Source organism: Selenomonas sputigena ATCC 35185, from assembly GCF_000208405.1.
GTDB classification, from domain to species: Bacteria; Bacillota; Negativicutes; order Selenomonadales; family Selenomonadaceae; genus Selenomonas; species Selenomonas sputigena.
Window position 1 is genome coordinate 2,524,195 of the sequence record NC_015437.1, and the last position, 22,984, is coordinate 2,547,178.

The following is a 22,984-nucleotide window of genomic DNA, read 5'->3' on the forward strand; positions in this document are numbered from 1 at the left end:
GAATACAAGGATAAGGAGTTGAAGCAATGCTGAAGAGAATCACGAAGAAGAAGAGTCTCTTGCTGACGGCAGCTATCGTCACTGCCATGAGCGTTCCCGCCTATGCGGCGGAGAAGAAGCCCGACGCTGAAAAGCACATCAAGACGGATGCCGTCGTCGTCACGGCCTCGAGGACGGAGCAGGAAGTCAAAGAAACGCCAAGTTCCGTCGAAGTCATCACGCGCGAGGACATCGACAAGATGGGCGCAGAGTCCGTGTTGCAGGCGCTGCAGCTTGCTATGGGTTTGGATACGCTGAAAAACGGCATGGTCGGCAATCACGTTTCCATACGCGGTATGCAAACGAACCATACGCTGCTTCTGATCGACGGGCGGCGCGTGCGCACAGGGGATACGGATAAAACAATGAATGTCTACGAGCTGGAGCGCTTCAATATCGACGATGTAGAGCGCATCGAGATCGTGCGCGGCGCAGCAAGCTCGCTCTACGGCTCGGAAGCCTTGGGCGGCGTCATCAACATCATCCGCAAAAGATCGGACACGCAAAAGACATCCGTCACGTTGGATTGGACGACGCTTCGCAAAGATGGCGGCATTCGTTTCGATTCGGGAAAGCAGGGGAAGTGGAATTTCTCGACGAGTTTCAAGATCTCGGATTATCGAGCGCGCGAAACCGCGGCGAGCAGCAATCTGCACGGCAAGAAATATTTCTTCAATATCGAAGGTCGCATGGATGTCGCAAAGGATAAGTGGCTGGATGTTTTTGCAGACTATCTTAGCGAAAATCTTGACCGAAAGGAATATAGCTGGCAAGACGTACATTATGACAATGTGCGCCTATCGACAGGCGTCAAATATGCCGGACGCGACAAGCGCGGCGATTATGAAACGCAAGTTTACTACACGCGCTTGCATACGGATCAAAACCAGAGGCTTATACCGAGCAGAAAACTTAAGGACTTCGATGACATAACCTTCCGATCATTGATCTTTGACGGCAGACGCTCCATGCAGTTGACGAAAGATCACCTGCTGACCTTCGGCGGCGAGTGGCGCAAAGAAGATTATGAAGGCAGCCGCATAAAGGGCGGCAGCCTCGTCAAGCGCGAGGGTGTCGGCAAAAACTTCGGCGAAAGCTCGGTGAACTATGCGGCATTCTACGTGCAGGACGAGTGGCTCGTGCATCCGGACTGGCTGCTCATCCCATCCGTGCGTTTCGATCACAGCACATCCTTCGGCAGTAAGGTGACCGGCAACCTTGGCACGACATATAAAATCAATCAAGGGCTGCGCTTCAAGGCGAACATCGGCACGGCGTATCGTGCGCCGACATCCCTTGAACTTTATATGGATTGGCCGGGTTCGTGGATCTATATAGAAGGAAATCCGAACCTGAAACCCGAAACGGCGCTGAACTTCGATCTCGGGTTCGAGTTGGATCAGGGCAAGACCTTCGGGAAAATCACCTATTTCCATAACAAGGTGGACAACTTGATTGACACGGATCTGTTGAGCATAACTCCAAAGTATCACTATCGCTACATGAACACGAGTGAAGCGACACTGCAAGGAATCGAGGTCGAAGCAAGACAGGCGCTCGGAAGCGGCTTCTCCGTGCGCGGACTCTACACCTACCTCGATGCGCGTGACGGCGATGACGTGCGCTTGCCCAATCGTCCGTATCACAAGACGAGCTTGCAGCTGAGCTACGAAGATCCGAAGAACGGCTGGGATGCGACGCTGTGGAACGATTGGCTGGCGGGTTATTATTGGAAAAAGAAAAATTATTCCAGCACCCTCATGAACCTTGTCGTCCATAAGAAAATCAACGATCATTTCAGCGCCTACTTCGGCATCGACAACATCTTCGATGTGGACGATGACATATTCCTCCACGACGGCAGAATCTGGCGCGGCGGCGTGCATATGACATTCTAAGAAACACAAGGATAAGGAGTTTGAGCCATGCTGAAAAGAATCATGAAGAAGAAGGGCCTCTTGCTGACGGCAGCCATCGTCGCTGCCATGACTGTCCCCGCCTATGCGGCGGAGAAAAAGCCCGAGGACGGAAAAGCGATCAAAACGGGCGCCGTCGTCGTCACGGCATCGAGAACAGAGCAGGAAGTCAAGGAAACGCCTAGCTCCGTTGAAGTCATCACGCGCGAGGACATCGACAAGATGGGCGCGGAATCCGTGCGACAGGCGCTGCAGCTCGCCATCGGTCTGGACACAACGGAGACGGGTATGGTGGGAAATCAAGTTTCCATTCGCGGCGCACAGACAAATCAAACATTAATCCTCATCGATGGGCGGCGCGTGCGCTCAGAAGATACATCGTCCACGATGAACGCCTATGAGTTTGATCGTATCAATATGGACGATGTTGAACGCATCGAGATCGTACGTGGCGCGGCGAGCTCACTTTACGGCTCGGAAGCCATCGGCGGCGTCATCAATATCATCAAGAAGCGACCGGAGAAGCAGCAGACATCTGTCACGGCAGATTGGACAACGCGCCGCGCAGATGGCGGCATCCGCTACGACACGGGAAAGCAAGGCAAATGGAATCTCTCGACGAGCTTCAAGCTCTCGGATTATCGCGAACGTGGCACCAATGCCACAAGCAATCAGTTTGGCAAGAGGTACTTTTTCAACATCGAAGGCCGCCTGGACGTGGCAAAGGACAAGTGGCTGGATGTCTTCTTCGACTACATGAAAGAAGACCTCTACGCCAGAGAGCTGGATAACCAAGGTGCAGACTATGACCAGGTGCGCGTAGCGACAGGCGTCAAGTACGCGGGGCGCGACAAGCGCGGCGACTATGAGGCGCAAGTTTACTACACCCGCTTTCATAAGGATCAAGAACGGCGGGACAGAGCGAACAGCAACCTTCTTGGCTTCGATGATATGACCTTCAAATCCTTGATTTTCGATGGCAGACGCTCCTTGCAGCTGACGAACGATCACTTGCTGACCTTTGGCGGTGAATATCGCAAAGAGGACTACGATAGTACGCGCTTGACGGGCAGCGGTTCCATATCACGTAAAGGTATCACAAGCCCGTTTGGCAAAAACTCCGTGCGATACGCCGCGCTTTATGTACAGGACGAGTGGCTCGCAAGCCCTGACTGGCTGCTCATTCCGTCCATACGCTGGGATTACAGCAGTTCCTTCGGCAGCAAAGTGACGGGAAAACTCGGTACTACGTATAAGATCAATAAAGATCTGCGCTTCAAGGCGAACATCGGTACGGCGTACCGCGCACCGACAGCGAGCGAACTTTACTTGGATTGGCCAGGTATGCCGGGCGGCAGAACTAATAAACCTTGGTTGCATGGCAATCCCAACCTTAAACCGGAAACAGCGTTGAATTTTGATTTGGGAGTTGAGCTGGAAAAGGACAAGACCTTTGGCAAGGTGACATATTTTCACAACAAAGTCAGCGATTTGATTAACGGAACCTTCGATCACTATACGCTCATCCATCCGGGACCGCCTCCGATTGGATTTATGCACATAAAATATCAAAATGTAAAAGAGGCGATTTTACAAGGAATCGAACTGGAAGCAAGGCAAGCGCTCGGCAATGGCTTCTCCGTGCGCGGTCTCTATACCTACCTTGATGCACGCGATGGCGATGGCAAGCGTCTGGATTATCGTCCCTATCATAAGACAAGCCTGCAACTCAGCTACGATGATGCGAAGAATGGCTGGAACGCGACGCTGTGGAACGATTGGGTATCGGGTTATCCCTATGTAGAAACGATTGTCATCGGCAGGGTTAAGAGAAACATCCCCAAGGATGCTTCTCTGAGCATCATGAACCTCGTCGTCAGCAAGAAGATCAACGACCGCTTCAGCGCTTATCTCGGCATCGACAACATCTTCGACAAGGAAAGCGATGCCCTCGGCTACGACGGTAGAGTCTGGCGCGGTGGCGTGCATATGACATTCTGATACGGCAAAATGAAAAGTCCCTAAGCTTGCAGCTTGGGGGCTTTTTGCATGTCGGCGACGGCGCATCGTATATCCCGCACGCAAGAAGCTGTATTGACGCTATGCCCTAGGAAAACGTATAATGGAGAAAACAATTCAGCAAACGATGGAGAGGAGGAATCCAATGAAGGTGCCAAAGGATGCACAGCTGGCGATCGCGATCGGCTTTGCGGCGTTTTTCCTCTTCGTGGGCTTGGGCGCTTACGGCATATATTATTTCTTCACGGGCGGCTGCGATGAGAACAGCGAGCCTTATTCTGCCTACGAGGTGCGCGAAAAAATCGAGGCGGAGTACGATTTTCCCGTCGAGCTTGAATACTTGGGCGAGACGGTCACGCGGGAAAAGCCGTGGAAAAGAGTCGACTACGCCTTCCGCGACAAGGAGCGCGACTTCACGTTCACCGCGCATGCGAAGGTCGCGCCCATCAATGCGTCGATCCCCTTCATCATCCTGCCGGGCGGACGCTCCTACTATACCGACTATCCCGCGCGTTGTCTCGATCGGCTCAACGACGAGGTGCAGGAGTGCGCGAAAAAGCGCGGCCTGCGCTTCATCACGCCCGAGGAGAAGGAGGCGCATCTCGGCTATCAGGGCGGTGTCGATACCGTTTTTCTGACGGATGAAAAGCAGCTCGCGGATGCGGCGGAGCTGTTCCTCGAAATTGCGCAGATCTACGATGTGGCACGTTTCGCCGAGCATGACGTCGGACGCGACATCGCCTTCTGCTATCTGCCGCCGGGCGAGACGGATCTCAAGAAGGCGCAGCTCGTCTGCGTGCTGTATCTGCGCAGCAAGCGGGACATCTATGACGCGAACGGCATCTCGGATTATATCATCTCAAACAGCACGAGCGAGGCAGAGCCTTTTCTGCTCCGCTTGAAGGGCGGCTGGCAGGACAAGACCTGGCGGGCGAAAAAGAAGGCCGCGGACGGCATCGGCATGGGCAGGAGCAATCCGGGTGATTCAGGCGCTCTCGGCTCGCACGATGACCGAACGCCTTGGGACGACTGGGGCGACTGGGATGATTGGAGCGATTGGGATGGCTGGGATGATTGGGGCGATGCGGACAGCGACCGCCCGGAATTCCTCACGCCGCCCATCTCTCCCTCGCGCCGAGAGCCGAGCTGGATCTGATTCGAGGTCAGAGGCGTGCAGCTTTTGTTTCTGACCGCCTGCACCGTGCAGGAATTTTGCAGCATTGAAGATGGGGAGGTACGAACATGCAGGAGTTTTCTTTTCATTGTCCGACAGAGATCGTATTTGGCCGCGGCGTCGAGGAGCGCACGGCGGAGCTTCTTCGAAAGTACGGCGCACATCGCGTCTTTATCGTTTACGGCGGCGGCAGTGTCATCAAGAGCGGGCTGCTCGCGCGCGTCGAGCGCGTCATCACGGCGGCGGGTCTTGCCTTTTCCGTCCGGGGCGGCGTGCGACCGAATCCGCGCCTTTCGTTTGCGCGTGAGGCTGTGCGCGAGGCGATGGACTTCGAGGCGGACTTCCTTCTCGCCGTCGGCGGCGGCAGCGTCATCGACACGGCGAAGGCCATCGCGCATGGCACGGCGAATCCCGAAACCGATCTATGGGATTTCTGGTCGGGCAAGAAAGAGCTCAAAAAGAGCCTGCCTGTCGGCGTCATCTTGACGCTTCCTGCGGCGGGCAGCGAGACGAGCGATTCCTCCGTGCTGACGAATGAGGAAACGGGCGAGAAATCGGGACTGCCGTCGCCGTTCAACCGCCCCGCCTTCGCCATTTTGAACCCCGAATTGGCCTTTTCCCTGTCCTCGCCGCAGCTTGCGGCAGGCATCGCCGACATCGTCATGCACACGCTTGAGCGCTACATGACGCATACGGAAGGCAACGAATTCACCGATCTCCTCGCCGAAGCGCTCCTGCAGAATGTCGCGAAGTATGCGCCCATCGTCCTCGCACATCACAAAAACTACGAGGCGATGAGCGAGATCATGTGGTGCGGCACGATCTCGCACTGCGGACTCACGGGACTCGGCCGCGACAAGGATTTCTCCGTGCACAAGCTCGGTCATGCGCTGTCGGCACGCTACGACACGAACCACGGCGAGTCCCTGACGGCGCTCTGGGGTGCGTGGGCGCGTGCCGTATACGAAGATCGCCCCGAGCGCTTCGCGCGCTTTGCCGAGAAGGTCTGGGGCGTCGATGCGGGATCTGCCGAAGAGCGGGCGCGTGCGGGCATCCGCAAGACGGAGGAGTTCTTCCGCTCGCTGAAGCTGCCGATCTCGCTCGGCGAGCTTCCGACGGGCATCTTGGAGCACCGCGCCTTGGAAGCTCTCGCCGACAACGTGACGGCGGACGGCAAGAAAAGTGTCGGCACATTCCATCCCGTCGACCGTGCGCTCGCCTTGAAGATCTACACGGCGGCGAACCATTGAGCCTGCAGCCGGATATTTTTCTGCTGGGAAAATACACGATGCTTATGAAGCGGCTCGTCCGAAAATAGTTTATCTTTTGTTTATCTGTCTGTTATCGTCCTTTTAGCGCAGCATGGTATACTGAACGTGTTGAAGCAGGAAAGCAAGCAAATGCAATGAGAGGAGAAGATAAAATGAAGAAATGGTGGATGGCAGCTCCCGTGGCGGGCGCTCTGAGCTTCGGCGCGCTCGCCGCGCTCGGCGTGGGAATCTTCCAAGGACAGACGACGCTTCACGCACCTGCACTGCGGACTGCTGCAGTCACAGCTCCCGCCGCGAAGGGAAGCGATTCGCTGTTCCTTTCCGTCGCTGAGGCGGCGACGGCCGACTTCGTGAGCTACGACACGATCAAGGTTCAGGCGATTGCCGAATCGGGACTCCGCGAGGGCGATCTCACGAACTACGAGATCAAATTCGACGGGCGCGGCTACATGCCGACCTACCGCGTGGAGCTTGAGACGAACGCGGGCGGCATGGACATTGATTTCGACGCCAAGACGGGCGAGATCATCGACGTGCGGGAAAAATCGTGGAAGCACACGCGCACGAAACTCGTCATCAGCGACTACGATGTGATCGAAGATGTAGAGGCGATGGGGATCGCGCTGGAGGACGCGGATCTCTCCATGGACGACCTTAACCGCTTCGAGCTGGAGCTGCACACGAAGCGGGGCGAGCTTGTCTACTCCGTCGAGCTGAAGAGCGGCATGAAAGAGTACGAATACGACCTGCGCGCCGCCGACGGCACGATCTTGAAGAGAGAAACCGACTTCGACTGACACAATTCACGGACAGAGGAAATCCCCCGCTGCAGGCAGTGGACTGCTCCCTGCTAAGCGGACAAGAAAATAAACCACTGTCGTAGAATTACGCTGATTTATGCGGTTTTGCTCCATATTTCGTATGAAGTAAGACCGCTTTTCAGTTGTATGCGCTCATAGTTGTAAAAGTGTACATATTGTGCTACAGTTTCCTCTAACTCCTTCCTTGATCCAAACTTCATCCGATGTAAGCATTCCGACTTCAGCGTTCCAAAGAAATTTTCCATCGAAGCATTGTCATACGGGCAGCCACGCTTTGACATTGACGGCGTGAAGTGGTATTCTTGACTTAGGTCGTAATACGCTTGGGAAGAGTACTGCGAGCCTTGGTCGCTGTGGAGGATTAGTCCATTAGCGACCATTTCCTTTTGTAAGGCGTCACGCACGGTGTCCGTAACGAGTGAAGCTGTCATATCTGTGCCGATGCGCCATCCCAGCACCATTTTGCCGCATTGATCAATGACGGCGCACAGATAGCACATGCCATGTGCCGTCGGTATATACGTGATATCTGTTGCCCAAAATTGATTTGGGCGCTCCGGATTGAATTGCCGCTTCAACAAGTTTTCATAGCGATGTGCCGCGTCTTTGTAATGCGTATATGGACGACGACGGCGAATTTGTGCGAGAGCATCGATTTTGCGCATGACACGCAAAACACGCTTTCGATTTACGTGAATCCCCGTATGTTTTCGAAGCCATTTGCAGACGCGACGATAGCCGTATGTGAAATGTGTTTGTTCCTGACAGGTCAAGATTTGTTGCTCCAGCCAGGCATCTGCATGTGATTCCTGCATTCGATATCGCCAGTCGTAGTAACCGCTGCGCGATACTTCCAGAATCCGGCACAAAGCGACAACCGGATAGACGTTACGCAACCGCTCAATAACACGATATTTGACGCTCACCTCCTTCCAGCCTCGCAAAGAAAATTTCGCAGGACATCGACCTTCATACGGAGCTCGATTACTTCGTTTTGTAAAGAGGTGCGCTCATCGATTGCTTGTTTGCGTGGGCGCCCTTTCGGACGAGGAATATATCCGGCTTTCCTTAAGCGATCTTTACGCCGTTGGCGTTTTATGAATCCCTTGATTTGTTCTTTGGTCAATCCATAGATTTCACCAATTTGCCGATGTGTTTTTCCTTCTGTCTTGAGACGGAAGATTTCATCGGATAACTGCTCAATTTTTGTATATTGTCTTGGCATAACGAATCCCTCCTGTTGTAGTTCTTATTCTACAACAGGAGGGATTTTTATTCACTGTCCGTATTTTGGGGTGCAGTCCAAAACGACAAGGGGGATTCTTCTTTGCTATGTCTTATTTAGCTGTCTCTACCTTATCAAGATCCAAATAATATCCCAGCACATCGCCTACATCAGTGATACGACCGTATACCGTTACAGCCTGTCCTTTTTGCAGCTTGAGGACGGCATCCTGCAATTCTTTATTCTTTGACTTGATGGAGCAACGTACATGGAGGGAAGAATAATTCCGATCCGTTCCATTTATCGTTATATAGCTCAAATCAGAGTCGATATTTTCCAGAATACCACCAACAATCTTTACATCTTTCCCCTTATAGTTCTTGTTAGCTGCCGCTGCATTTGTCTTCGCTTCCCGAATGAGCACATTGATGTCAGCATCCGCATAGGTTCTCGTCTGCTCCTGCTTCGCACTCGATGATGAAGAAGGTGCCGATTTTCCACCTTGATCTTTCGAACCTCCGGCACACGAGGCAATCATCACACCGATGATGACGATCGCGATCAGACCTAAAACTGCTCCTAAACAACCTTTTGCAACCGTACCCATGATACAACATCTCCTTTGTTGAGTAATGTATATTCTATGAGTATATAATTCCCCCCCGACGGATTTTCCTGCTTGATTCTCATATTTTCTATGTAATTTTTATTTTTTTCTCACGCCTCTTTCAGTATCTTCTCTTTTGTGTAGAGATATGCTATACTTTGTCCGTTGCCTCCTCCAGACTGGCAAGGAAAGGAGGTGTATATGCTATGGAAGACATTGTTCTTTCATTCCTTCTCTCCGTCTTGGCTGGCATAATCGCCAACTATGTCAGCAAACGGCTTGACGAAAGAGAAAAAGGCAACAAGCCTGAGCCGTAATCCCAGCTCGCAAAAAAGGGATAGAAAATCCCCCCAAGGTGGTGACTTGGGGGGATTTTCGTGTACATGCTGTGAAAGTTGTTCTTTCATTCCTGCCGCACTCAGTATAGCATATTCATTATATGTGTGCAAGCGATTCGAGATGGCTAAATTTCTCAACCTCGATAAGTTCAACGAGGAAAAACAAACAACCTCATCGTTTTATCCAATCACTTCGATCTTCGGCTCTCTTCCTTCTTCCAGACATCCCTTCGTGATCGTCACGCGGCGCTTTTCGTCGGACCTCGGAATCTCGAACATCACATCGAGCATCGTGTCCTCGATGATGCCCTTGAGGCTTCTCGCGCCCGTCTTTCGCTCGATTGCTTTCTTGGCGACAGCGCGGAGGGCATCCTCTTCGAAGATCAGCTCGACATTGTCCATCGCAAGCAGCTTTTCGTACTGCTTGACGGGTGCGTCCTTCGGCTCGGTCAGAATGCGCAGGAGGTCGTCCTCGGAGAGCGTTTCAAGCGTGCAGATGACGGGCAGACGTCCGATGATCTCGGGAATGATGCCGTACTGCATGAGGTCTTCGGGACGCACCTTGTGAATCAGTTCGTCGAAGCGTTTCGCCGCATCCTTCTCCTTGCCCTCTACTTCCGCACCGAAGCCGATACCCGCCGCATCCTTCTTAATGCGCTTAGCTATGACGTCCTCGATACCGACGAAGGCGCCGCCGACGATGAAAAGGATATTCTTCGTATCGACCTTGATCGTCGGCGCTTCGGGGTGCTTCCTCTGTCCGCGTGCCGTGAACTCGACGACAGAGCCTTCGAGCATCTTGAGGAGCGCCTGCTGCACGCCCTCGTGCCCGGGATCGGCGGTGATCGAGTTGTTCGCGCCCGACTTTCTCGCAATCTTGTCGAACTCGTCGAGATAGATGATGCCGTTCTCCGCCTTCTCGATGTCCTTTTCCGCCGCATAGTAGAGGTTGCGAACGGCGACCTCGACGTCCGCGCCGACGAAGCCCGCTTCCGTGAGGCTCGACGCGTCCGTCACGGCAAACGGGATGTCAAGGAGGCGCGACAGGTGCGATAAGAGCGCCGTCTTGCCGCAGCCCGAAGGGCCGAGCATAATGACGTTCGACTTCTCAATGTCCGTGCCGTCCTCGTTCATGTAGCCGTACTTCATGCGTTTATAGTGGTTGTAGACGGCGACGGAGAGGATCTTCTTCGCGCGGTCCTGATTGATGATGTACTCGTCGAGATACGCCTTGATGATATGCGGCTTGTTCTTCTTCAAGATCTCATCGAGCTGACCGGCAAAGTCGATCTTCTCCTTCTCGACGTTCGCCGCCTCGTGCTCCTCGATGAAATTGTATATATCCTTGACGCAGTCCTTGCATATAGCAAATCCCGTGTTCGGGTCAAAGATCGGCATATCGTACTGATCGTGCACCGTGACCTTTCGCTTGCAAAAGCTGCAGGTATGCTTGATCGGTTCTTGTCCAGACATCATGATTCTCCCTTCACGTAAAAGAAGCGCGGACAGATTCAGCGCTTCCTAAAAAGTGTCTTCCTCATTATCAACGATATGAGGATTTTTTTCAAGGGGAAACTTTGCGTCAATTTATTTTACAACCCGATTCGTGCCGTTCAAATGATGCTGCTGTTTTGTTGCTCGTTGTCTGTGGTATAATAAGAAAAAGAGAAGTACGCGAAGAAAGGAGCGGCAAAATGGAGCAGCGAATCAAATACAATCCGAAGGATTACGTCGACTATCTGGAAGAAAGCATGACGCTTTTCGCCGAAGCGATGCAGGCGGGAGATGCTTTTCTCATGCGAAGTACTTGGCGGCGTATGTACGCTGACACAAAGCAAGCAGTAAAGGAGCATTTTCTGTCCTCGCAAGAGCGGGAGGAAATCCTCGACTATTATGAGGAGTTGACACCAGATGTTTGATCTTACTCATGCCACATGGCGTCCGAATCGTTATGGTGGTTCAGAGAAAAAGAGGACACTTCTTTTTGATGGGAAAATCTATATGGTAAAATTTCCCGAATCGCCTCGTTCCAAGAAGGTGTTTGTCAGCTACACTGGCAATCAGTTTTCCGAACATATCGGTTGCCAAATCTTTCAAATTTTGCAGATTCCCGCACAAAATACATTCTTAGCAAAATATTGCGAACCCATCACCAACAAAGAAAAAATCGTCGTTGCTTGTGAAGATTTTTGTCAGGACGGCAGTCGCCTTTTGGAGTTCAGTAAGATTGGGCATCACGATACGGGAAGCGACAAGACATATACTACAACATTTGAGGATGTTTACGAAATCATTGAGCGTTTCGATTTTCCCGTGAACAAGCTCGCCATAAAAAAACGTTTTTGGGACATGTTTGTTGTTGATGCCTTAATCGGGAATGTTGATCGCCATTTGGATAACTGGGGATTACTGGAAGATTCAACGGGCAGAATAGAGCCTGCACCGGTATATGACTGCGGATCCTCTTTAGCGCCGTTGACATCAGACGAGGAAAAAGCTCATTTGCTTACGAATGATAGCTTGCTCAAATCTAACGAGTATAACCTTTGCTCAATTTATCGCCAGAATGGGAAGAGAGTATTCTACCATGAAATCTTGAAAGCGCCTCCGGCTGACCTGCATCGGTCGATTTTGGAGATCGTCCCAAGAATCAAGCTCGCGGCACCGCGCATTGACGCGCTGATTGATGCGACGGAGGGAATGACCGACATTTCCAAAACCTACATGAAGAAATCCCTCGCCATGCGCCTGAATCAGATGCTGCTTCCGGCATTGAAGAAAGCGCAGGAGCGGCAGGCTAGCGAGGATGGGGAAAGCCGCGGCTTCAGCCGTTGACACAAATGGCGGGATCGGAAAGGAACAGTCCGATGAGCAGCATATACATCTACAACGATTATTTGCGCGATCTCTTGAAGGATGCTCCCTGCATCCTCGCCTACGATACGGCTGCGGATTATCTGGGGCTATGGAGCGGCAGTATGAATCCGCTTACGGCGAAGATTTATGTCTGCAAGCCTCTGCACATCGAAGGAACGACGGAATATCTGATTCCTTCCTTTGAAGCTGTGGAACATGAGAATCGCCTCGGGCTTCTTTGCACGACGGTCAATCAAACCATCAACGACCTTCTGCGTGCCGACGGCGACAATCAGGTCATACAAGAAAGTTTGGCCACGGTTTATTATACGAATGGAGAATCCTTTGACTCTCTTCGCATTGATGACGATCTTTTGCTTGCCTTTGAGCATTATAAGGATTGGGCAATTGAATATTATGACGAGGGAAAGTGATCCTGCTGTTTTGTCACTCGTTGTCTGCGGTATAATAAGGGAAAAGAACTACGCGAAGGAAGGAGCGGCAAGATGAGAGCAGTCTATAAGTACAATCCGCAAGATTACGAAGAACTTCTTCGCGACTATATGGAAGAGTTTTATCGAGCGCATGAGGAAAAGAATGATATAGGAATGATTGTTGCGATGCACCATCTTTATTCTGAAACAAAATACGCCATGAAGGAAGGCGATATTTCAGCAGGTACACGGGAGGAAATGCTGACGTATTTCGGAGGGCTGATTGATGGTTGATTTGACGCATGTGAAATGGCTGCCGAATCGCTTCGGAGGTTCGGAGAGCAAGTGGACGATGCTGTACGACGACAAGCTCTATATGGTAAAGTTTCCCGATCCCAATCGAGCGCCGAAACAAACATCGCTGCCCTACATCAACAATCATTTCTCGGAATATGTCGGCTGCCATATCTTTCAAATGCTGGGGATTCCGGCACAAAACACGTTCTTGGGGCGTGCCACTCCGCCGAACAGCGAAAAAGAAAAGCTTGTCGTGGCGTGCGAGGTCTTTTCCCCGAGCAGCGAAGGTATTCTCATCGAGTTCAGCAAGTTCTTTTTGCATGAGACGGACAGCCAAAAGCGGAACAAGACTACGATCGATGATGTCATGTATATCATCGATACCGATGTGACGATCAAGAACAAGCTGAGTATGAGGAAATTTTTCTGGGAAATGTTTGTGGTGGATGCTTTTATTGGCAATACGGATCGCCATTTGGATAATTGGGGCGTGACAGCGTCGCCCGATGGGAAAATATCTCCTGCGCCTGTATATGATTGCGGTTCAGCACTTTCGCCACTGGAATCCGATCAGCAAAAAAAGAGACTTTTGGAAGATCCTACAAGCTTCAAAAATGTCGAGTACAATATATGCTCTGTCTATCGCCATCATGGAAAGCGAGTTTTTTACCACGAAATCTTGAAAACGCCTCCGGATGACCTGCATCGATCGATTTTGGAGATCGTTCCAAGAATCAAGTTCGCCGCGCCTCGCATCGATGCGCTGATTGACGCGACAGAAGGAATGACCGATATTTCCAAAACCTATATGAAGAAATCCCTCGCCATGCGCCGGAATCAGATGCTGCTTCCGGCATTAAAGAAAGCGCAGGAGCGTCAGGCTCGCGAGGATGGGGAAAGCCGCGGCTTCAGCCGCTGACACAAATGGCGGGAGCAGAAAGAAACAGTCCGATGAGCAGCATATACACCTACAACGACTATCTGCAATAGATAAACAAAAAAGCGACGCCCTTTCAATGCCCGGCCGGCTGACGAAAGTCAACTGCAGGCGAGACGTCGCTTCTTATCTTCATATTATCTTCATATTATCTTCATAGGAACAACATCAAGCGAAATGCATCGAGCTGAGACCTCTCAGTGCCATACCTCTTCAGCGATCTCGCGGATCAGGCGCAGTTTCTTCCACTGATCGTCCTCCGTCAGGATATTGCCTTCTTCCGTCGAAGAGAAGCCGCACTGCGGGCTGAGGCAGAGCTGATCGAGCGGCACGAACTTTGCCGCCTCTTCGATGCGCTTCTTTATGTCGTCCTTGTTCTCAAGATCCGCCGTCTTGGACGTCACGAGGCCGAGCACGACACGCTGATCCTTGATGTGCTTCAGGGGATCGAAGCCGCCGGCACGGTCGGAATCGTATTCGAGGAAGAAGCCGTCGACATGGCAGCCGCCGAAGAGGATTTCGGCAACAGGCTCGTAGCCGCCCGAGGAGAACCAGGTCGAGCGGAAGTTGCCGCGGCAGATGTGCATCGTGATCGTCATGTCCGCAGGCTTCGCTTCCAGCACGCGATTGACCATCGTCACATAGGCGCGCTCAATCTTGTCGAGATCAAAACCGCGCGCCTCGTATGCCTTGCGCTTCTCGGGATCGCAGAACTCGCCCCACGACGTGTCGTCGAGCTGGAGATAGCGGCAGCCTGCCTCGTAGAAGGCGCGAACGGCCTTCTGATAAGCGAGAGCGATGTCCTCGAAGAGACGCGCTTCGTCCTCGTAGCGCTCGATCGGCGCATAGTCCGTCGCACGCACGCAGCAGATGAGATGCAGCATGCTCGGCGAAGGGATCGTCATCTTCGCGAGCGTATCGCCCGCAAGAGACTGCAGATAGCGGAAATGTTCAAGGAACGGATGATTGCCGAAATCCACCTTGTCCACGATCTTCACCGTCGCCGCCTTCGGCTGTGCTCCCTTGAACGCCACGGACCAATGCTCTGCTCCGACTTCTTCGATGCCCTCCAAGGCGGCGAGAAAGTCGAGATGCCAGTAGCGACGGCGGAATTCACCGTCCGTCACCGCCTTGAGTCCGACTTCCTTCTCCTTCGCTACGAGATCGCGGATCGCCGCATCCTCAGCTTCTTTCAGCTCCGCTGCCGCAGCTTTTCCGGCTGCGAACGCCTCACGCTTTTCCTTCAGTGCTTCAGGGCGCAGAAAACTGCCCACGATATCGTAACGGAACGGCGGCCGATTTTTTTCATTTGCCATAAGAAATCCTCCTCCTAATTTTCCAATGATGTTTCCATCATAATACCTTTATTATAGAAAATCAATAGGATTTATATATTTAGCAATCTTCTCCTCATTCCTGCAAGAGCAAGTCTGCCCGTTTTGCAAGGCGATTTACCGCTTTTCTTCCTTTGCCGCTTCCTCCGCCGCGCGGCGGCCGATGACGCTGTGGGCGCGGCTGTAGCCGAAGTAGACGCAAAGGCCGAAGAGAATCCAGAAGCCGAAGCGATGCCATGTGGCGAGCGGCAGATTTGCCATGAGGTAACCGCATGAGAGGACAGCGAGCGGCGCGATGAGCCAGACGGCAGGGCATTTGAAATTGCGCTTGAGGTCAGGCTCGGTCTTTCGGAGCACCATGACGCCGATCGAGGCGATGAGGAAGGCGGAGAGCGTGCCGATGTTCGCCATCTCAGCGATCATGCCGATGGGGAAGACGCCCGCGATGGCGGAGACGAAGATCGCGCCGAGGATCGTCACGCGGTACGGCGTGTGAAAGCGGCGGTGGATCTTGCAGACGTTCGCAGGCACCATGCCATCGCGGCTCATCGCGAAGAAGATGCGCGCCTGGCCGTAAAGGAGCACGAGCAGCACCGTCGTGATGCCACAGATCGCGCCGACGGCGACGATGGCAGAGCCGACGTTGTAGCCGATGTGGCGAAGCGCGAAGGCGACAGGCTCCGCCGTGTCGAGCATCGAATACGGCACGACGCCCGTGAGGACGGCGGCGACGACAGCGTAGAGCAGCGTACAGATAAAGAGCGAGCCGATGATACCGACGGGCAGATCCCTTGCGGCATTGCGGCACTCTTCCGCCGTCGTCGCGACGGCATCGAAGCCGATGTAGGCGAAGAAGACGATGGCCGCACCCGAGACGACGCCGCTGTAGCCGAACGGCAGGAACGGCTCCCAATTCGTCGCGTCGACGTGCGGTGCAGCGAGCACGAGGAAGAGGAAGATCGCCGCGAGCTTGACGAAGACAAGGATGCGATTGAGCTTGACGCTCTCCTTCGTGCCGCGCACGAGGAGGAACGACAAAAAGAGCGTGATGAGGACGGCGGGCAGGTTGAAGATGCCGCCTTCTGCGGGCGCGACGACGAGTTCATGCGGCAGCACGAGCCCCGCCGAGGCGAAGAGTCCGACGACGTAGCCCGACCAGCCGACAGCGACGGCGCTCGACGTCACCGTGTATTCGAGGATGAGATTCCAGCCGACGATGAAGGCGATGAACTCACCCAAGGACGCATACGCATAGGTGTAGGCGCTGCCCGAGGCGGGCACGATGGAGGCAAACTCCGCGTAGGCGAGACCCGCGAGCGCACACGTGAGTCCCGAAAGGATGAACGAAAGCGGCACGGCAGGCCCTGCGTACTTGGCGGCAGCGACGCCCGTGAGCACGAAGATGCCCGTGCCGATGACAGCGCCGATGCCAAGCATCAGAAGGTCGACGGCGGCGAGGTTCTTGAGCATGCCCGAGGCTGCAGCCGCAGCCTGCAGCTCATCGATGCTTTTCCTGCGAAAGAGATCCATGATATTTTTCTTCCCTTACAAAGAATTTGAGCGCTGAAAAATTTATCTGCAGCGCCCAGAAGTCGTATGGAAGATATTATACAGCGAAAAACGTCCGCTGTCACGAAAACCGGACAACAAAAAACTCCCCAAGCACTCAAACCGGGGAGCTGCATATCCGATATGATGTCGATTGCGATGAATTTCAGCGAAAAATGACCTTGTTCTTACCCGCCGTTCGCTTCGATTCGTATAGAGCCGCATCGGCGCGCTGAAAGACGGTTTCCGGCGTATCATGCGCACTTGAGAGGGTCACGCCGATGCTCAAGCCGACCGATCTTTTGTCGGGCATCAGTAGGGAGAGGGAAGACGCGCCGCGATGGATTCGCTCGACCACGCGCTCGGCTGCTGCACGGTCGGCATGCGTCAGGATGACGAAGAACTCGTCTCCGCCCCAGCGCGACACGATGTCCACGCTGCGCACAGACGAGCGCAGGATGTCGGCGAGCGCCACGAGCGCCTCGTCGCCCATGGCATGACCAAAGGTATCGTTGATGCCCTTGAAGTCGTCCATGTCGAGCATCATGACGGCAAACGGAATATCCGAGGCGAGCGCGTCGTGCAGGATGTCCTTGAAAGAGCGTTCCATGGCGCGGCGGTTCATCAGACCCGTGAGCGCATCGCGCTCGGCGAGGACGACGAGCTTGCTGTGCGCCGACTCCCACTCTTTCGTCATGGCATCGACGAAGTGCACGAGATGGGCGATGATCGAAGTCTGCTCGCCGAACTGCGGCGACACGGGCTTGTAGATCGGCGCTTCCTTCGGCTCGCCCTCGCGGAAGCCGATGCTGACCATCATGAGGTTCGTCTTCATGAACTTGCCCTTGCTGCGGAAAAACTCCGCGTAGGAATAGAATCCGTGCGTGGGCACGGCGCGCGAGATGGCAGCATATTCGTAAACATTGTTCTGCTGCAGCATGATGTAATGCCCCATGCAGTTGACGATGAAGACGGCTTCGGGCGAGAATTCGCAAAGCTCCGCATGCGTCCTCTGCGCTTCGCTGATGATGGCGATGGGATCGCCCGACGCGATGCGCAGACGCTCTCCCTCTCGGAGGTCAGCGCTGACATAGACGCAGCCGTCGGCATGAATGTCCATGAGGCGGCGTGCCAGCGTCGCGCCGTTTCGCTTCAGGCACATGGGGAAGGTCTCGACGCTCGCAAGCGATTCCCAGCAATGGCGTATGCCGAGATAGTGGGAGAAGAATTCACTCGCGGGCTTTTCATCGAGCTCAACGATCGTGCGCTCGTCCGCCATGCGCGTGATCTGCACCTCAGGGCCGAAGGGCTTCCAGCCGAACGAAATCTGCGTCTTGGCGTGAAGCTCCTCACCGACAAAGACGATGGCGAGAAAACCGCGCGACATCCTATGCCCCGCGAGATCGATCGTGATGCGCCTCTCATTCATCTGATCGGAAAGAAGGCCGCCGAAGAACACGATCTCCTCGTCCACATCCGAAAGGACACCCAGAAGTTCCGTAATGCCCGACACCTGCGCCGCAAGGAACAGTCCGACTGCCTTCGTAGCCTTTTCCTGCGAGATCGTCCGAACGAGTCCCTGCGCCGCAACCGATATGTCGGACTGTTCATCAAACGCCAAGGGAATGACGCGCGAAGAGGAGAAAAAGGTAAAGGTAACGGCAGCGCTCGCCGCATCGGGCACATCGTCCTCGCCGCTCCACATCTTGCCGTTGGCAAAGCCGCATTCCGACGCAAACCCCACGACTTTCGCCTGTGGGAAAATTTTCCTTGTCGCTCGCTCGAAGTCCGCCATCGTATGAACAGAAAGCTCCGAGGCAAAAAGTGTCACGAGAAGATCGGAAATATGCGCCATGGAGGCGGCAACATCCTTTGCCTCCTGCAAGCACAGAGCAAGATCCTCTTCCTTATAAAGCAAGAAGGAGAATTGCTTCAAAGCGTATCATTCCTTTCTTTTCGATAAAAATTCCCGATAAAAGTCAAAGAGCATTTTACCATGAAGCCCCGAGAGGTCAAGCCGAAGGCGCAGACCGATCGGCTAGGCTTCTGTAAGGCGTGAGGACATATGTACAGCGTGACTCCTTGATGACGCCGTTGTCAGAAGCGGCGGTGGAAGCAAGTCCTGCCGCTCTGCTTCACGGCTGAACATGTGTCCTGAAAGTTTATTCCAAATCATGGATACTATATAGATTCAACAAATTCGGTACGAAAGCACATGAGTATCATATAATCCCATAGACCTATTGTCAAGTATGCACGGGATAAAATGGGGAAATTATAAAATAAATCGCCGCAAAAAATTTCATTTTTACCATGAAGCCCCAAGAGGTCAAGCCGAAGGTGCAGACCGATTAGCTAGGCTTCTGTAAGGGCGGCGCACAAAAAAAGCTGCTGCACATAATTTATGTGCAGCAGCCCCTTCTTTTTTGGCTGCCCTATGCTCAATGCGCTGCCTTGCGGCAGGCAGGACACATGCCGTAGAAATACAGCTGTTTGCCCGAAACGGCATAGCCCGTCTCGTTCTCCACCTGCTCGACGAGATCGCCCGCATCCGCCTTGTAGACATCGTCCACACGACCGCAGCTCACGCAGCAGATATGCGGATGGCTCGTCGTGTTCGCGTCGTAGCGGAAGCTCTCCTCGCCGACGTTCAAGACCTGCACCAGACCGACCTTGCTCAGGATGTCGAGCGTCTTGTAGACCGTCGCCAAGCTCATCGTCGGATACGTCGGCTGCAATTCGCCGTAGATCATATCCGCCGTCGGGTGCGCCTTCGTATGGCAGAGCACGTCGTAAACGGCCAGTCTCTGCGGCGTCACCTTGAACCCCTTCTCGCGCAGCAGCGTCGTCACTTCCTGCATCACCATGATGTTCTCCTCCTTGCACACAGGCACATCCGAGTGCGAACGCAAAAGCCGCCCGCGGAAAAGCCTCGTTATCCAATTAGATTCTTTTTTCTAACAATAAGTCCTCGTTAAAAAGCAATCTCACTAAGTTGATTTTAGCGCAAGAAAGCATTTTTGTCAATCATTTCATGCAAAATTGTGCGCCGCTCTTACATGAAAAAGCCAATCCGTCTGCGCCCTTCGGGCTTGACTTCTTAGACTTTCATAGTAAACTACACGCACAAACGTCCACCTCGTGGACATTGTGCGCCGCCCTTAATGAAAGTTATCTAATCAGTCTGCGCCCTTCGGGCTTGACTTCTTAGACTTTCATAGTAAACTACACGCACAAACGTCCACTTTGTGGACATTGTGCGCCGCCCTTACATGAAAAAGCCAATCAGTCTGCGCCCTTCGGGCTTGACTTCTTGGACTTTCATAGTACAATAAAAACATAGAATTGTGGAAAATTTCAACAGCGGGAGGCGTGACCCTCTGCCCCGAACGGGGTTCTTGCTCCACACGGTCGCACTCCCCCATCCAAAGGAGGAATCGTCCATGACAGTTCGTGAAGGAGACGCCGCCATCGTAGAGCAGTTCGTCGATCTCTACAAGAAGACCCTCAATGATGCAAACACGGCGCTTGCAGACAGCATCTGGCAGACGGGGCCGAAGACTTCCATGGTGCACCCGCGCGGGGAGGACATCGGCTGGGAGAACATCCGCCAGCACTTCTACATCGACCGCCTACAGAAGCTCTACACAGAGCGCCACTTCGAGTTCCGCGACCTCGATATCGAGGTCTACCGCGACACGGCGATCGCCATGTACACATGGGACTTCCACGGCAAGCTGCGCTCCGACGGCACGGAAATCGAGCACAAGGGACGCACGAGCCAGACGTACCGCCGCACGTCGCAGGAAGGTTGGAAGATCCTGCACGCTCATATCTCGGGCATGCCGATCGCGAGCGAGCGCCAGCCGATCTGACAAAAACTACACGCACGAACGTCCACTTCGTGGACAAAAGTGCGCCGCCCTTACAGACACCTGGCCGATCGGTCTGCGCTTCGGCTTGCCTCTTGGGGCTTTACGGAAAAAAAGAGGGGTTTCCACTTGGAAGCCCCTCTTTTTTCACGTCAAAACAAACCTCATCCCTTGATCTCATCGTACATGCGGCAGCGGTTCGGTCCGAACCTGCGCGCCGACAGCATGGCTTCCTCCGCCTCCTCGACCATGTGATCAAACGTCTCTGCGGGCAATCCCGTGACCGATATGCCCATGCTGAACGACACCGTCGCATAGTCCTGCGGCTGCACGCGCAGGAAGAGATCGAGGATGCGCTGCGCGCGCTTTTCGATGATGTCGATGGAGATGCGCCCCGAGATGAACACGGCGACCTCGTCTTTTTTGACGCGCCCGAAGACATCAACACCGCGAAAATCGGCACGAACGGAGTCCGAAAGCGTGCCGATGTAACCGTTGCATGACGACTCGCCCAACATTTCACAAAGCCCCTCATAGTCGTCGATACCAACGATGAAGAGCACGCCCTTCTCGCCGCGCGAGAGTTCCATGAGCTGATGGTTGACAAGAAGCTCCAACCCCTCGCGGTCGAAGAGCCTCGTCTGCGGGTCGCGCTTCAGCTGCGCTTCCTGCCGCTCCATCATGTGCGTAGTATCGTGCAGGTCTTCCATAAGCCCAACGACTGCATAGACCTGTCCGTCCTCTGCCGCCAGGCTGCGATACGACGTGCGCCGCCAAAGCGGACTGCCGTCCTGCGTCTTGACCCGATATTCGACGACATCGTCGCGAATCCTCCGACAGGCGTCCGTCAAGCGTGTGAGCACGTCCTCGCTCTGGTCGGCGTCCGCGAGAACCTCATGGGTAAAATAGTCGTAGAAGTTCTCCGTGCGCACTTCCTTCATCTCTTCGCCCGGAGTCGCCTGCCAAAGCGTCGTCTCGTCTTTCGCCACCTCGTAGCGGTACGCAATCATGTTCGTCTTTTCCAGGAACACGCGCAGTATTGCCTCTCGGCACATTGCCTCCCGCCCCTTTTCATCCGGCCTCGCTCCTTGCGGCATCGGCTGAGGAATATCCCGGGGCTCCACAGGAAGGGCCCCGCTGACCTTGAGCGCGCGCTTCCTTCTCATGTCGGTGCTTTTCATCGGTAAAACTCCCATCTCGCCTCGCGGCTTTCACATTTGCAGGACAATCCCTGTCCTGCGGCGTTTCTCTTCTTACATTATAAGGCAAAATAAAAAAATTTTCAAAGAAAATCCTTGAGGTTCTTTCCCATAGGAAATAGGCCCCGCAGAAACTCTGCGGGGCCTACGAAAACATACGTTATTTGACGACGAGCACGGGGCACTTCGCCTGCTCGACGATGTACTGGCTCACGCTGCCGAGAAGCACGCCCTTGACAACACCGAGGCCGCGGCTTCCCATGACGATGAGATCCGTGCCGCTGTGCTCCGCGAAATCGAGGATGGCGACGGCGGGCGAACCCGTCTCCGAGAACGCTTCCTTCTTGATGCCCGACGGCACCATCTGCATGGCGCGATCGAGAATCACATTGCCCGCCTTCGTGACCGCTTCAAGCACCACGTCGGACAAGCAGGCATTGATCGCGAGCTGGTTGATATTCGCGATGTAGAGGAAGTTCAGCTTCGCCTCGCAAACCTCCGCGAGCTTGATCGCCTCCGCTACGGCGCGATCCGAGCCTTCCGAACCGTCAATGGGGACGAGAATGTTCTTCAACATGGTATAAACCCTCCTTCTACCAATAGCCTTTGTCAAAGCTGCGCCATGCGCCGCCCTTGACTCATTTGGCAATGAGGACGGCGCATTTTGCCTCCTCCATGACCTCCTGGCTCACGCTGCCCAGCAGGAAACCTGTGACAGGAGAAAGCCCCCGGCCACCCATGATGATGAGATCGTGCCCGTTTGCCGCCGCGAATTCCACAATCTTGCGGGACGGCATGCCGACCACCACATGACTCTCGGCATCCAAGCCCGCGGGCAATTCCTTCCGCGCTTCTTCCAAGACCTCCTCGGCGGAAGATACGCCTTTCGCCATCACGCTCAAAGGAAGCCACGACGGATGATCGGGGTCGCCGTCGGTCTCCCTCTCGAAATAGGACACGAAGAGGATGTCGATATGCGCTCCGACCGGCTCTGCGAGCTTCACCGCCATCTCCAACGCCTTCTTGGAATGCAGCGAGCCGTCCACCGGCACGAGGAACTTCATCTTATCCTTCACCTTGGCACCTCCTTCCACCAT

23 protein-coding genes are annotated in these 22,984 nt (G+C 54.0%); 12 read left to right on the forward strand and 11 right to left on the reverse strand.

The genetic code is table 11. From position 1 onward, the window contains the following. Positions 1 to 26 precede the first annotated feature (26 nt). The 5 genes from SELSP_RS11480 to SELSP_RS11500 all read left to right on the forward strand — a co-directional run bounded on the left by SELSP_RS11480 (position 27) and on the right by SELSP_RS11500 (position 7,216). Positions 27 to 1,937, forward strand: coding sequence for a TonB-dependent receptor plug domain-containing protein (locus tag SELSP_RS11480; RefSeq protein ID WP_006192574.1), 1,911 nt, complete (start codon positions 27 to 29; stop codon positions 1,935 to 1,937). A 27-nt stretch (positions 1,938 to 1,964) separates the two neighbouring features. Further along, positions 1,965 to 3,956 (forward strand): TonB-dependent receptor plug domain-containing protein, encoded by a 1,992-nt coding sequence (locus SELSP_RS11485; RefSeq protein WP_006192576.1) that lies wholly within the window; start codon positions 1,965 to 1,967, stop codon positions 3,954 to 3,956. 163 nt (positions 3,957 to 4,119) lie between these two features. Next, a complete protein-coding gene (locus SELSP_RS11490) occupies positions 4,120 to 5,130 on the forward strand; it encodes a hypothetical protein (protein WP_013741078.1) in 1,011 nt (336 codons plus the stop codon). Positions 5,131 to 5,216: 86 nt separating this feature from the next. Continuing rightward, on the forward strand, positions 5,217 to 6,398 hold the full coding sequence (locus SELSP_RS11495; RefSeq protein ID WP_006192579.1) for an iron-containing alcohol dehydrogenase: 1,182 nt from the start codon (positions 5,217 to 5,219) through the stop codon (positions 6,396 to 6,398). A gap of 173 nt (positions 6,399 to 6,571) precedes the next feature. Continuing rightward, positions 6,572 to 7,216: a PepSY domain-containing protein gene (locus SELSP_RS11500; RefSeq protein WP_013741079.1), complete on the forward strand. Its 645-nt coding sequence runs from the start codon at positions 6,572 to 6,574 to the stop codon at positions 7,214 to 7,216. A 98-nt stretch (positions 7,217 to 7,314) separates the two neighbouring features. Here SELSP_RS11500 and SELSP_RS11505 read toward each other — a convergent pair whose 3' ends face one another. The 3 genes from SELSP_RS11505 to SELSP_RS11515 form a co-directional block, all read right to left on the reverse strand. Then, entirely contained in the window at positions 7,315 to 8,136 is an 822-nt protein-coding gene (locus SELSP_RS11505; RefSeq protein WP_169311131.1) for an IS3 family transposase, read from the reverse strand. Positions 8,137 to 8,162: 26 nt separating this feature from the next. Beyond that, positions 8,163 to 8,465, reverse strand: coding sequence for a hypothetical protein (locus SELSP_RS11510; RefSeq protein WP_006192585.1), 303 nt, complete (start codon positions 8,463 to 8,465; stop codon positions 8,163 to 8,165). Between the two features lie 112 nt (positions 8,466 to 8,577). Then, a complete protein-coding gene (locus SELSP_RS11515) occupies positions 8,578 to 9,072 on the reverse strand; it encodes an OB-fold protein (RefSeq protein ID WP_006192586.1) in 495 nt (164 codons plus the stop codon). Between the two features lie 206 nt (positions 9,073 to 9,278). Between SELSP_RS11515 and SELSP_RS12350 the strand changes: the two genes are divergently transcribed. Next, a complete protein-coding gene (locus tag SELSP_RS12350) occupies positions 9,279 to 9,389 on the forward strand; it encodes a hypothetical protein (RefSeq protein WP_013741081.1) in 111 nt (36 codons plus the stop codon). A gap of 201 nt (positions 9,390 to 9,590) precedes the next feature. On the opposite strand, the gene clpX is transcribed toward SELSP_RS12350, so the two are convergent. Then, complete coding sequence (gene clpX, locus SELSP_RS11520) at positions 9,591 to 10,883, reverse strand: ATP-dependent Clp protease ATP-binding subunit ClpX (protein WP_013741082.1); 1,293 nt, start codon at positions 10,881 to 10,883, stop codon at positions 9,591 to 9,593. Positions 10,884 to 11,104: 221 nt separating this feature from the next. Here clpX and SELSP_RS11525 point away from each other — a divergent pair, with 221 nt between their 5' ends. From SELSP_RS11525 to SELSP_RS11545, 5 genes are all read left to right on the forward strand, one after another. Then, a complete protein-coding gene (locus tag SELSP_RS11525) occupies positions 11,105 to 11,329 on the forward strand; it encodes a hypothetical protein (RefSeq protein ID WP_006192588.1) in 225 nt (74 codons plus the stop codon). Further along, positions 11,322 to 12,245 (forward strand): HipA domain-containing protein, encoded by a 924-nt coding sequence (locus SELSP_RS11530; protein WP_006192589.1) that lies wholly within the window; start codon positions 11,322 to 11,324, stop codon positions 12,243 to 12,245. Before SELSP_RS11525 ends, SELSP_RS11530 begins: the two co-directional genes overlap by 8 nt. Positions 12,246 to 12,250: 5 nt before the next feature. Further along, positions 12,251 to 12,700 (forward strand): hypothetical protein, encoded by a 450-nt coding sequence (locus SELSP_RS11535; RefSeq protein WP_006192590.1) that lies wholly within the window; start codon positions 12,251 to 12,253, stop codon positions 12,698 to 12,700. Between the two features lie 72 nt (positions 12,701 to 12,772). Then, positions 12,773 to 12,994, forward strand: a complete 222-nt coding sequence (locus SELSP_RS11540) for a hypothetical protein (protein ID WP_006192591.1) — start codon at positions 12,773 to 12,775, stop codon at positions 12,992 to 12,994. Next, entirely contained in the window at positions 12,987 to 13,916 is a 930-nt protein-coding gene (locus SELSP_RS11545; protein ID WP_006192592.1) for a HipA domain-containing protein, read from the forward strand. The genes SELSP_RS11540 and SELSP_RS11545 overlap by 8 nt, the downstream gene beginning before the upstream one ends. Before the next feature lie 215 nt (positions 13,917 to 14,131). Here SELSP_RS11545 and SELSP_RS11550 read toward each other — a convergent pair whose 3' ends face one another. The 4 genes from SELSP_RS11550 to SELSP_RS11565 all read right to left on the reverse strand — a co-directional run bounded on the left by SELSP_RS11550 (position 14,132) and on the right by SELSP_RS11565 (position 19,683). After that, entirely contained in the window at positions 14,132 to 15,250 is a 1,119-nt protein-coding gene (locus SELSP_RS11550) for a 5-methyltetrahydropteroyltriglutamate--homocysteine S-methyltransferase (RefSeq protein WP_006192593.1), read from the reverse strand. Between the two features lie 135 nt (positions 15,251 to 15,385). Further along, positions 15,386 to 16,798 carry an amino acid permease gene (locus tag SELSP_RS11555; protein WP_006192594.1) on the reverse strand — a complete coding sequence of 471 codons (1,413 nt, stop codon included), beginning with the start codon at positions 16,796 to 16,798 and terminating at the stop codon, positions 15,386 to 15,388. Positions 16,799 to 16,982: 184 nt separating this feature from the next. Continuing rightward, a complete protein-coding gene (locus SELSP_RS11560) occupies positions 16,983 to 18,734 on the reverse strand; it encodes a sensor domain-containing diguanylate cyclase (protein WP_232362345.1) in 1,752 nt (583 codons plus the stop codon). Positions 18,735 to 19,257: 523 nt separating this feature from the next. After that, a complete protein-coding gene (locus SELSP_RS11565; RefSeq protein ID WP_013741084.1) occupies positions 19,258 to 19,683 on the reverse strand; it encodes a transcriptional regulator PerR in 426 nt (141 codons plus the stop codon). 576 nt (positions 19,684 to 20,259) lie between these two features. Between SELSP_RS11565 and SELSP_RS11570 the strand changes: the two genes are divergently transcribed. Beyond that, positions 20,260 to 20,691, forward strand: coding sequence for a YybH family protein (locus SELSP_RS11570; RefSeq protein WP_006192599.1), 432 nt, complete (start codon positions 20,260 to 20,262; stop codon positions 20,689 to 20,691). 161 nt (positions 20,692 to 20,852) lie between these two features. On the opposite strand, the gene SELSP_RS11575 is transcribed toward SELSP_RS11570, so the two are convergent. From SELSP_RS11575 to SELSP_RS11585, 3 genes are all read right to left on the reverse strand, one after another. Further along, a complete protein-coding gene (locus tag SELSP_RS11575) occupies positions 20,853 to 21,812 on the reverse strand; it encodes a GGDEF domain-containing protein (protein WP_233275179.1) in 960 nt (319 codons plus the stop codon). A gap of 235 nt (positions 21,813 to 22,047) precedes the next feature. Continuing rightward, positions 22,048 to 22,464, reverse strand: a complete 417-nt coding sequence (locus tag SELSP_RS11580) for a universal stress protein (RefSeq protein ID WP_006192601.1) — start codon at positions 22,462 to 22,464, stop codon at positions 22,048 to 22,050. A gap of 61 nt (positions 22,465 to 22,525) precedes the next feature. After that, positions 22,526 to 22,963 (reverse strand): universal stress protein, encoded by a 438-nt coding sequence (locus SELSP_RS11585; RefSeq protein WP_009645881.1) that lies wholly within the window; start codon positions 22,961 to 22,963, stop codon positions 22,526 to 22,528. Between the last annotated feature and the right edge of the window lie 21 nt (positions 22,964 to 22,984).

What these genes read in the sequence shown, in the direction of transcription:
- SELSP_RS11480 (WP_006192574.1), top strand. Translation starts at nt 27, where the DNA reads ATGCTGAAGAGAATCACGAAGAAGAAGAGTCTCTTGCTGACGGCAGCT.
- SELSP_RS11485 (WP_006192576.1), top strand. Translation starts at nt 1,965, where the DNA reads ATGCTGAAAAGAATCATGAAGAAGAAGGGCCTCTTGCTGACGGCAGCC.
- SELSP_RS11490 (WP_013741078.1), top strand. Translation starts at nt 4,120, where the DNA reads ATGAAGGTGCCAAAGGATGCACAGCTGGCGATCGCGATCGGCTTTGCG.
- SELSP_RS11495 (WP_006192579.1), top strand. Translation starts at nt 5,217, where the DNA reads ATGCAGGAGTTTTCTTTTCATTGTCCGACAGAGATCGTATTTGGCCGC.
- SELSP_RS11500 (WP_013741079.1), top strand. Translation starts at nt 6,572, where the DNA reads ATGAAGAAATGGTGGATGGCAGCTCCCGTGGCGGGCGCTCTGAGCTTC.
- SELSP_RS11510 (WP_006192585.1), bottom strand. Translation starts at nt 8,465, where the DNA reads ATGCCAAGACAATATACAAAAATTGAGCAGTTATCCGATGAAATCTTC.
- SELSP_RS11515 (WP_006192586.1), bottom strand. Translation starts at nt 9,072, where the DNA reads ATGGGTACGGTTGCAAAAGGTTGTTTAGGAGCAGTTTTAGGTCTGATC.
- SELSP_RS12350 (WP_013741081.1), top strand. Translation starts at nt 9,279, where the DNA reads ATGGAAGACATTGTTCTTTCATTCCTTCTCTCCGTCTTGGCTGGCATA.
- clpX (WP_013741082.1), bottom strand. Translation starts at nt 10,883, where the DNA reads ATGTCTGGACAAGAACCGATCAAGCATACCTGCAGCTTTTGCAAGCGA.
- SELSP_RS11525 (WP_006192588.1), top strand. Translation starts at nt 11,105, where the DNA reads ATGGAGCAGCGAATCAAATACAATCCGAAGGATTACGTCGACTATCTG.
- SELSP_RS11530 (WP_006192589.1), top strand. Translation starts at nt 11,322, where the DNA reads ATGTTTGATCTTACTCATGCCACATGGCGTCCGAATCGTTATGGTGGT.
- SELSP_RS11535 (WP_006192590.1), top strand. Translation starts at nt 12,251, where the DNA reads ATGGCGGGATCGGAAAGGAACAGTCCGATGAGCAGCATATACATCTAC.
- SELSP_RS11540 (WP_006192591.1), top strand. Translation starts at nt 12,773, where the DNA reads ATGAGAGCAGTCTATAAGTACAATCCGCAAGATTACGAAGAACTTCTT.
- SELSP_RS11545 (WP_006192592.1), top strand. Translation starts at nt 12,987, where the DNA reads ATGGTTGATTTGACGCATGTGAAATGGCTGCCGAATCGCTTCGGAGGT.
- SELSP_RS11550 (WP_006192593.1), bottom strand. Translation starts at nt 15,250, where the DNA reads ATGGCAAATGAAAAAAATCGGCCGCCGTTCCGTTACGATATCGTGGGC.
- SELSP_RS11555 (WP_006192594.1), bottom strand. Translation starts at nt 16,798, where the DNA reads ATGGATCTCTTTCGCAGGAAAAGCATCGATGAGCTGCAGGCTGCGGCT.
- SELSP_RS11565 (WP_013741084.1), bottom strand. Translation starts at nt 19,683, where the DNA reads ATGGTGATGCAGGAAGTGACGACGCTGCTGCGCGAGAAGGGGTTCAAG.
- SELSP_RS11570 (WP_006192599.1), top strand. Translation starts at nt 20,260, where the DNA reads ATGACAGTTCGTGAAGGAGACGCCGCCATCGTAGAGCAGTTCGTCGAT.
- SELSP_RS11580 (WP_006192601.1), bottom strand. Translation starts at nt 22,464, where the DNA reads ATGTTGAAGAACATTCTCGTCCCCATTGACGGTTCGGAAGGCTCGGAT.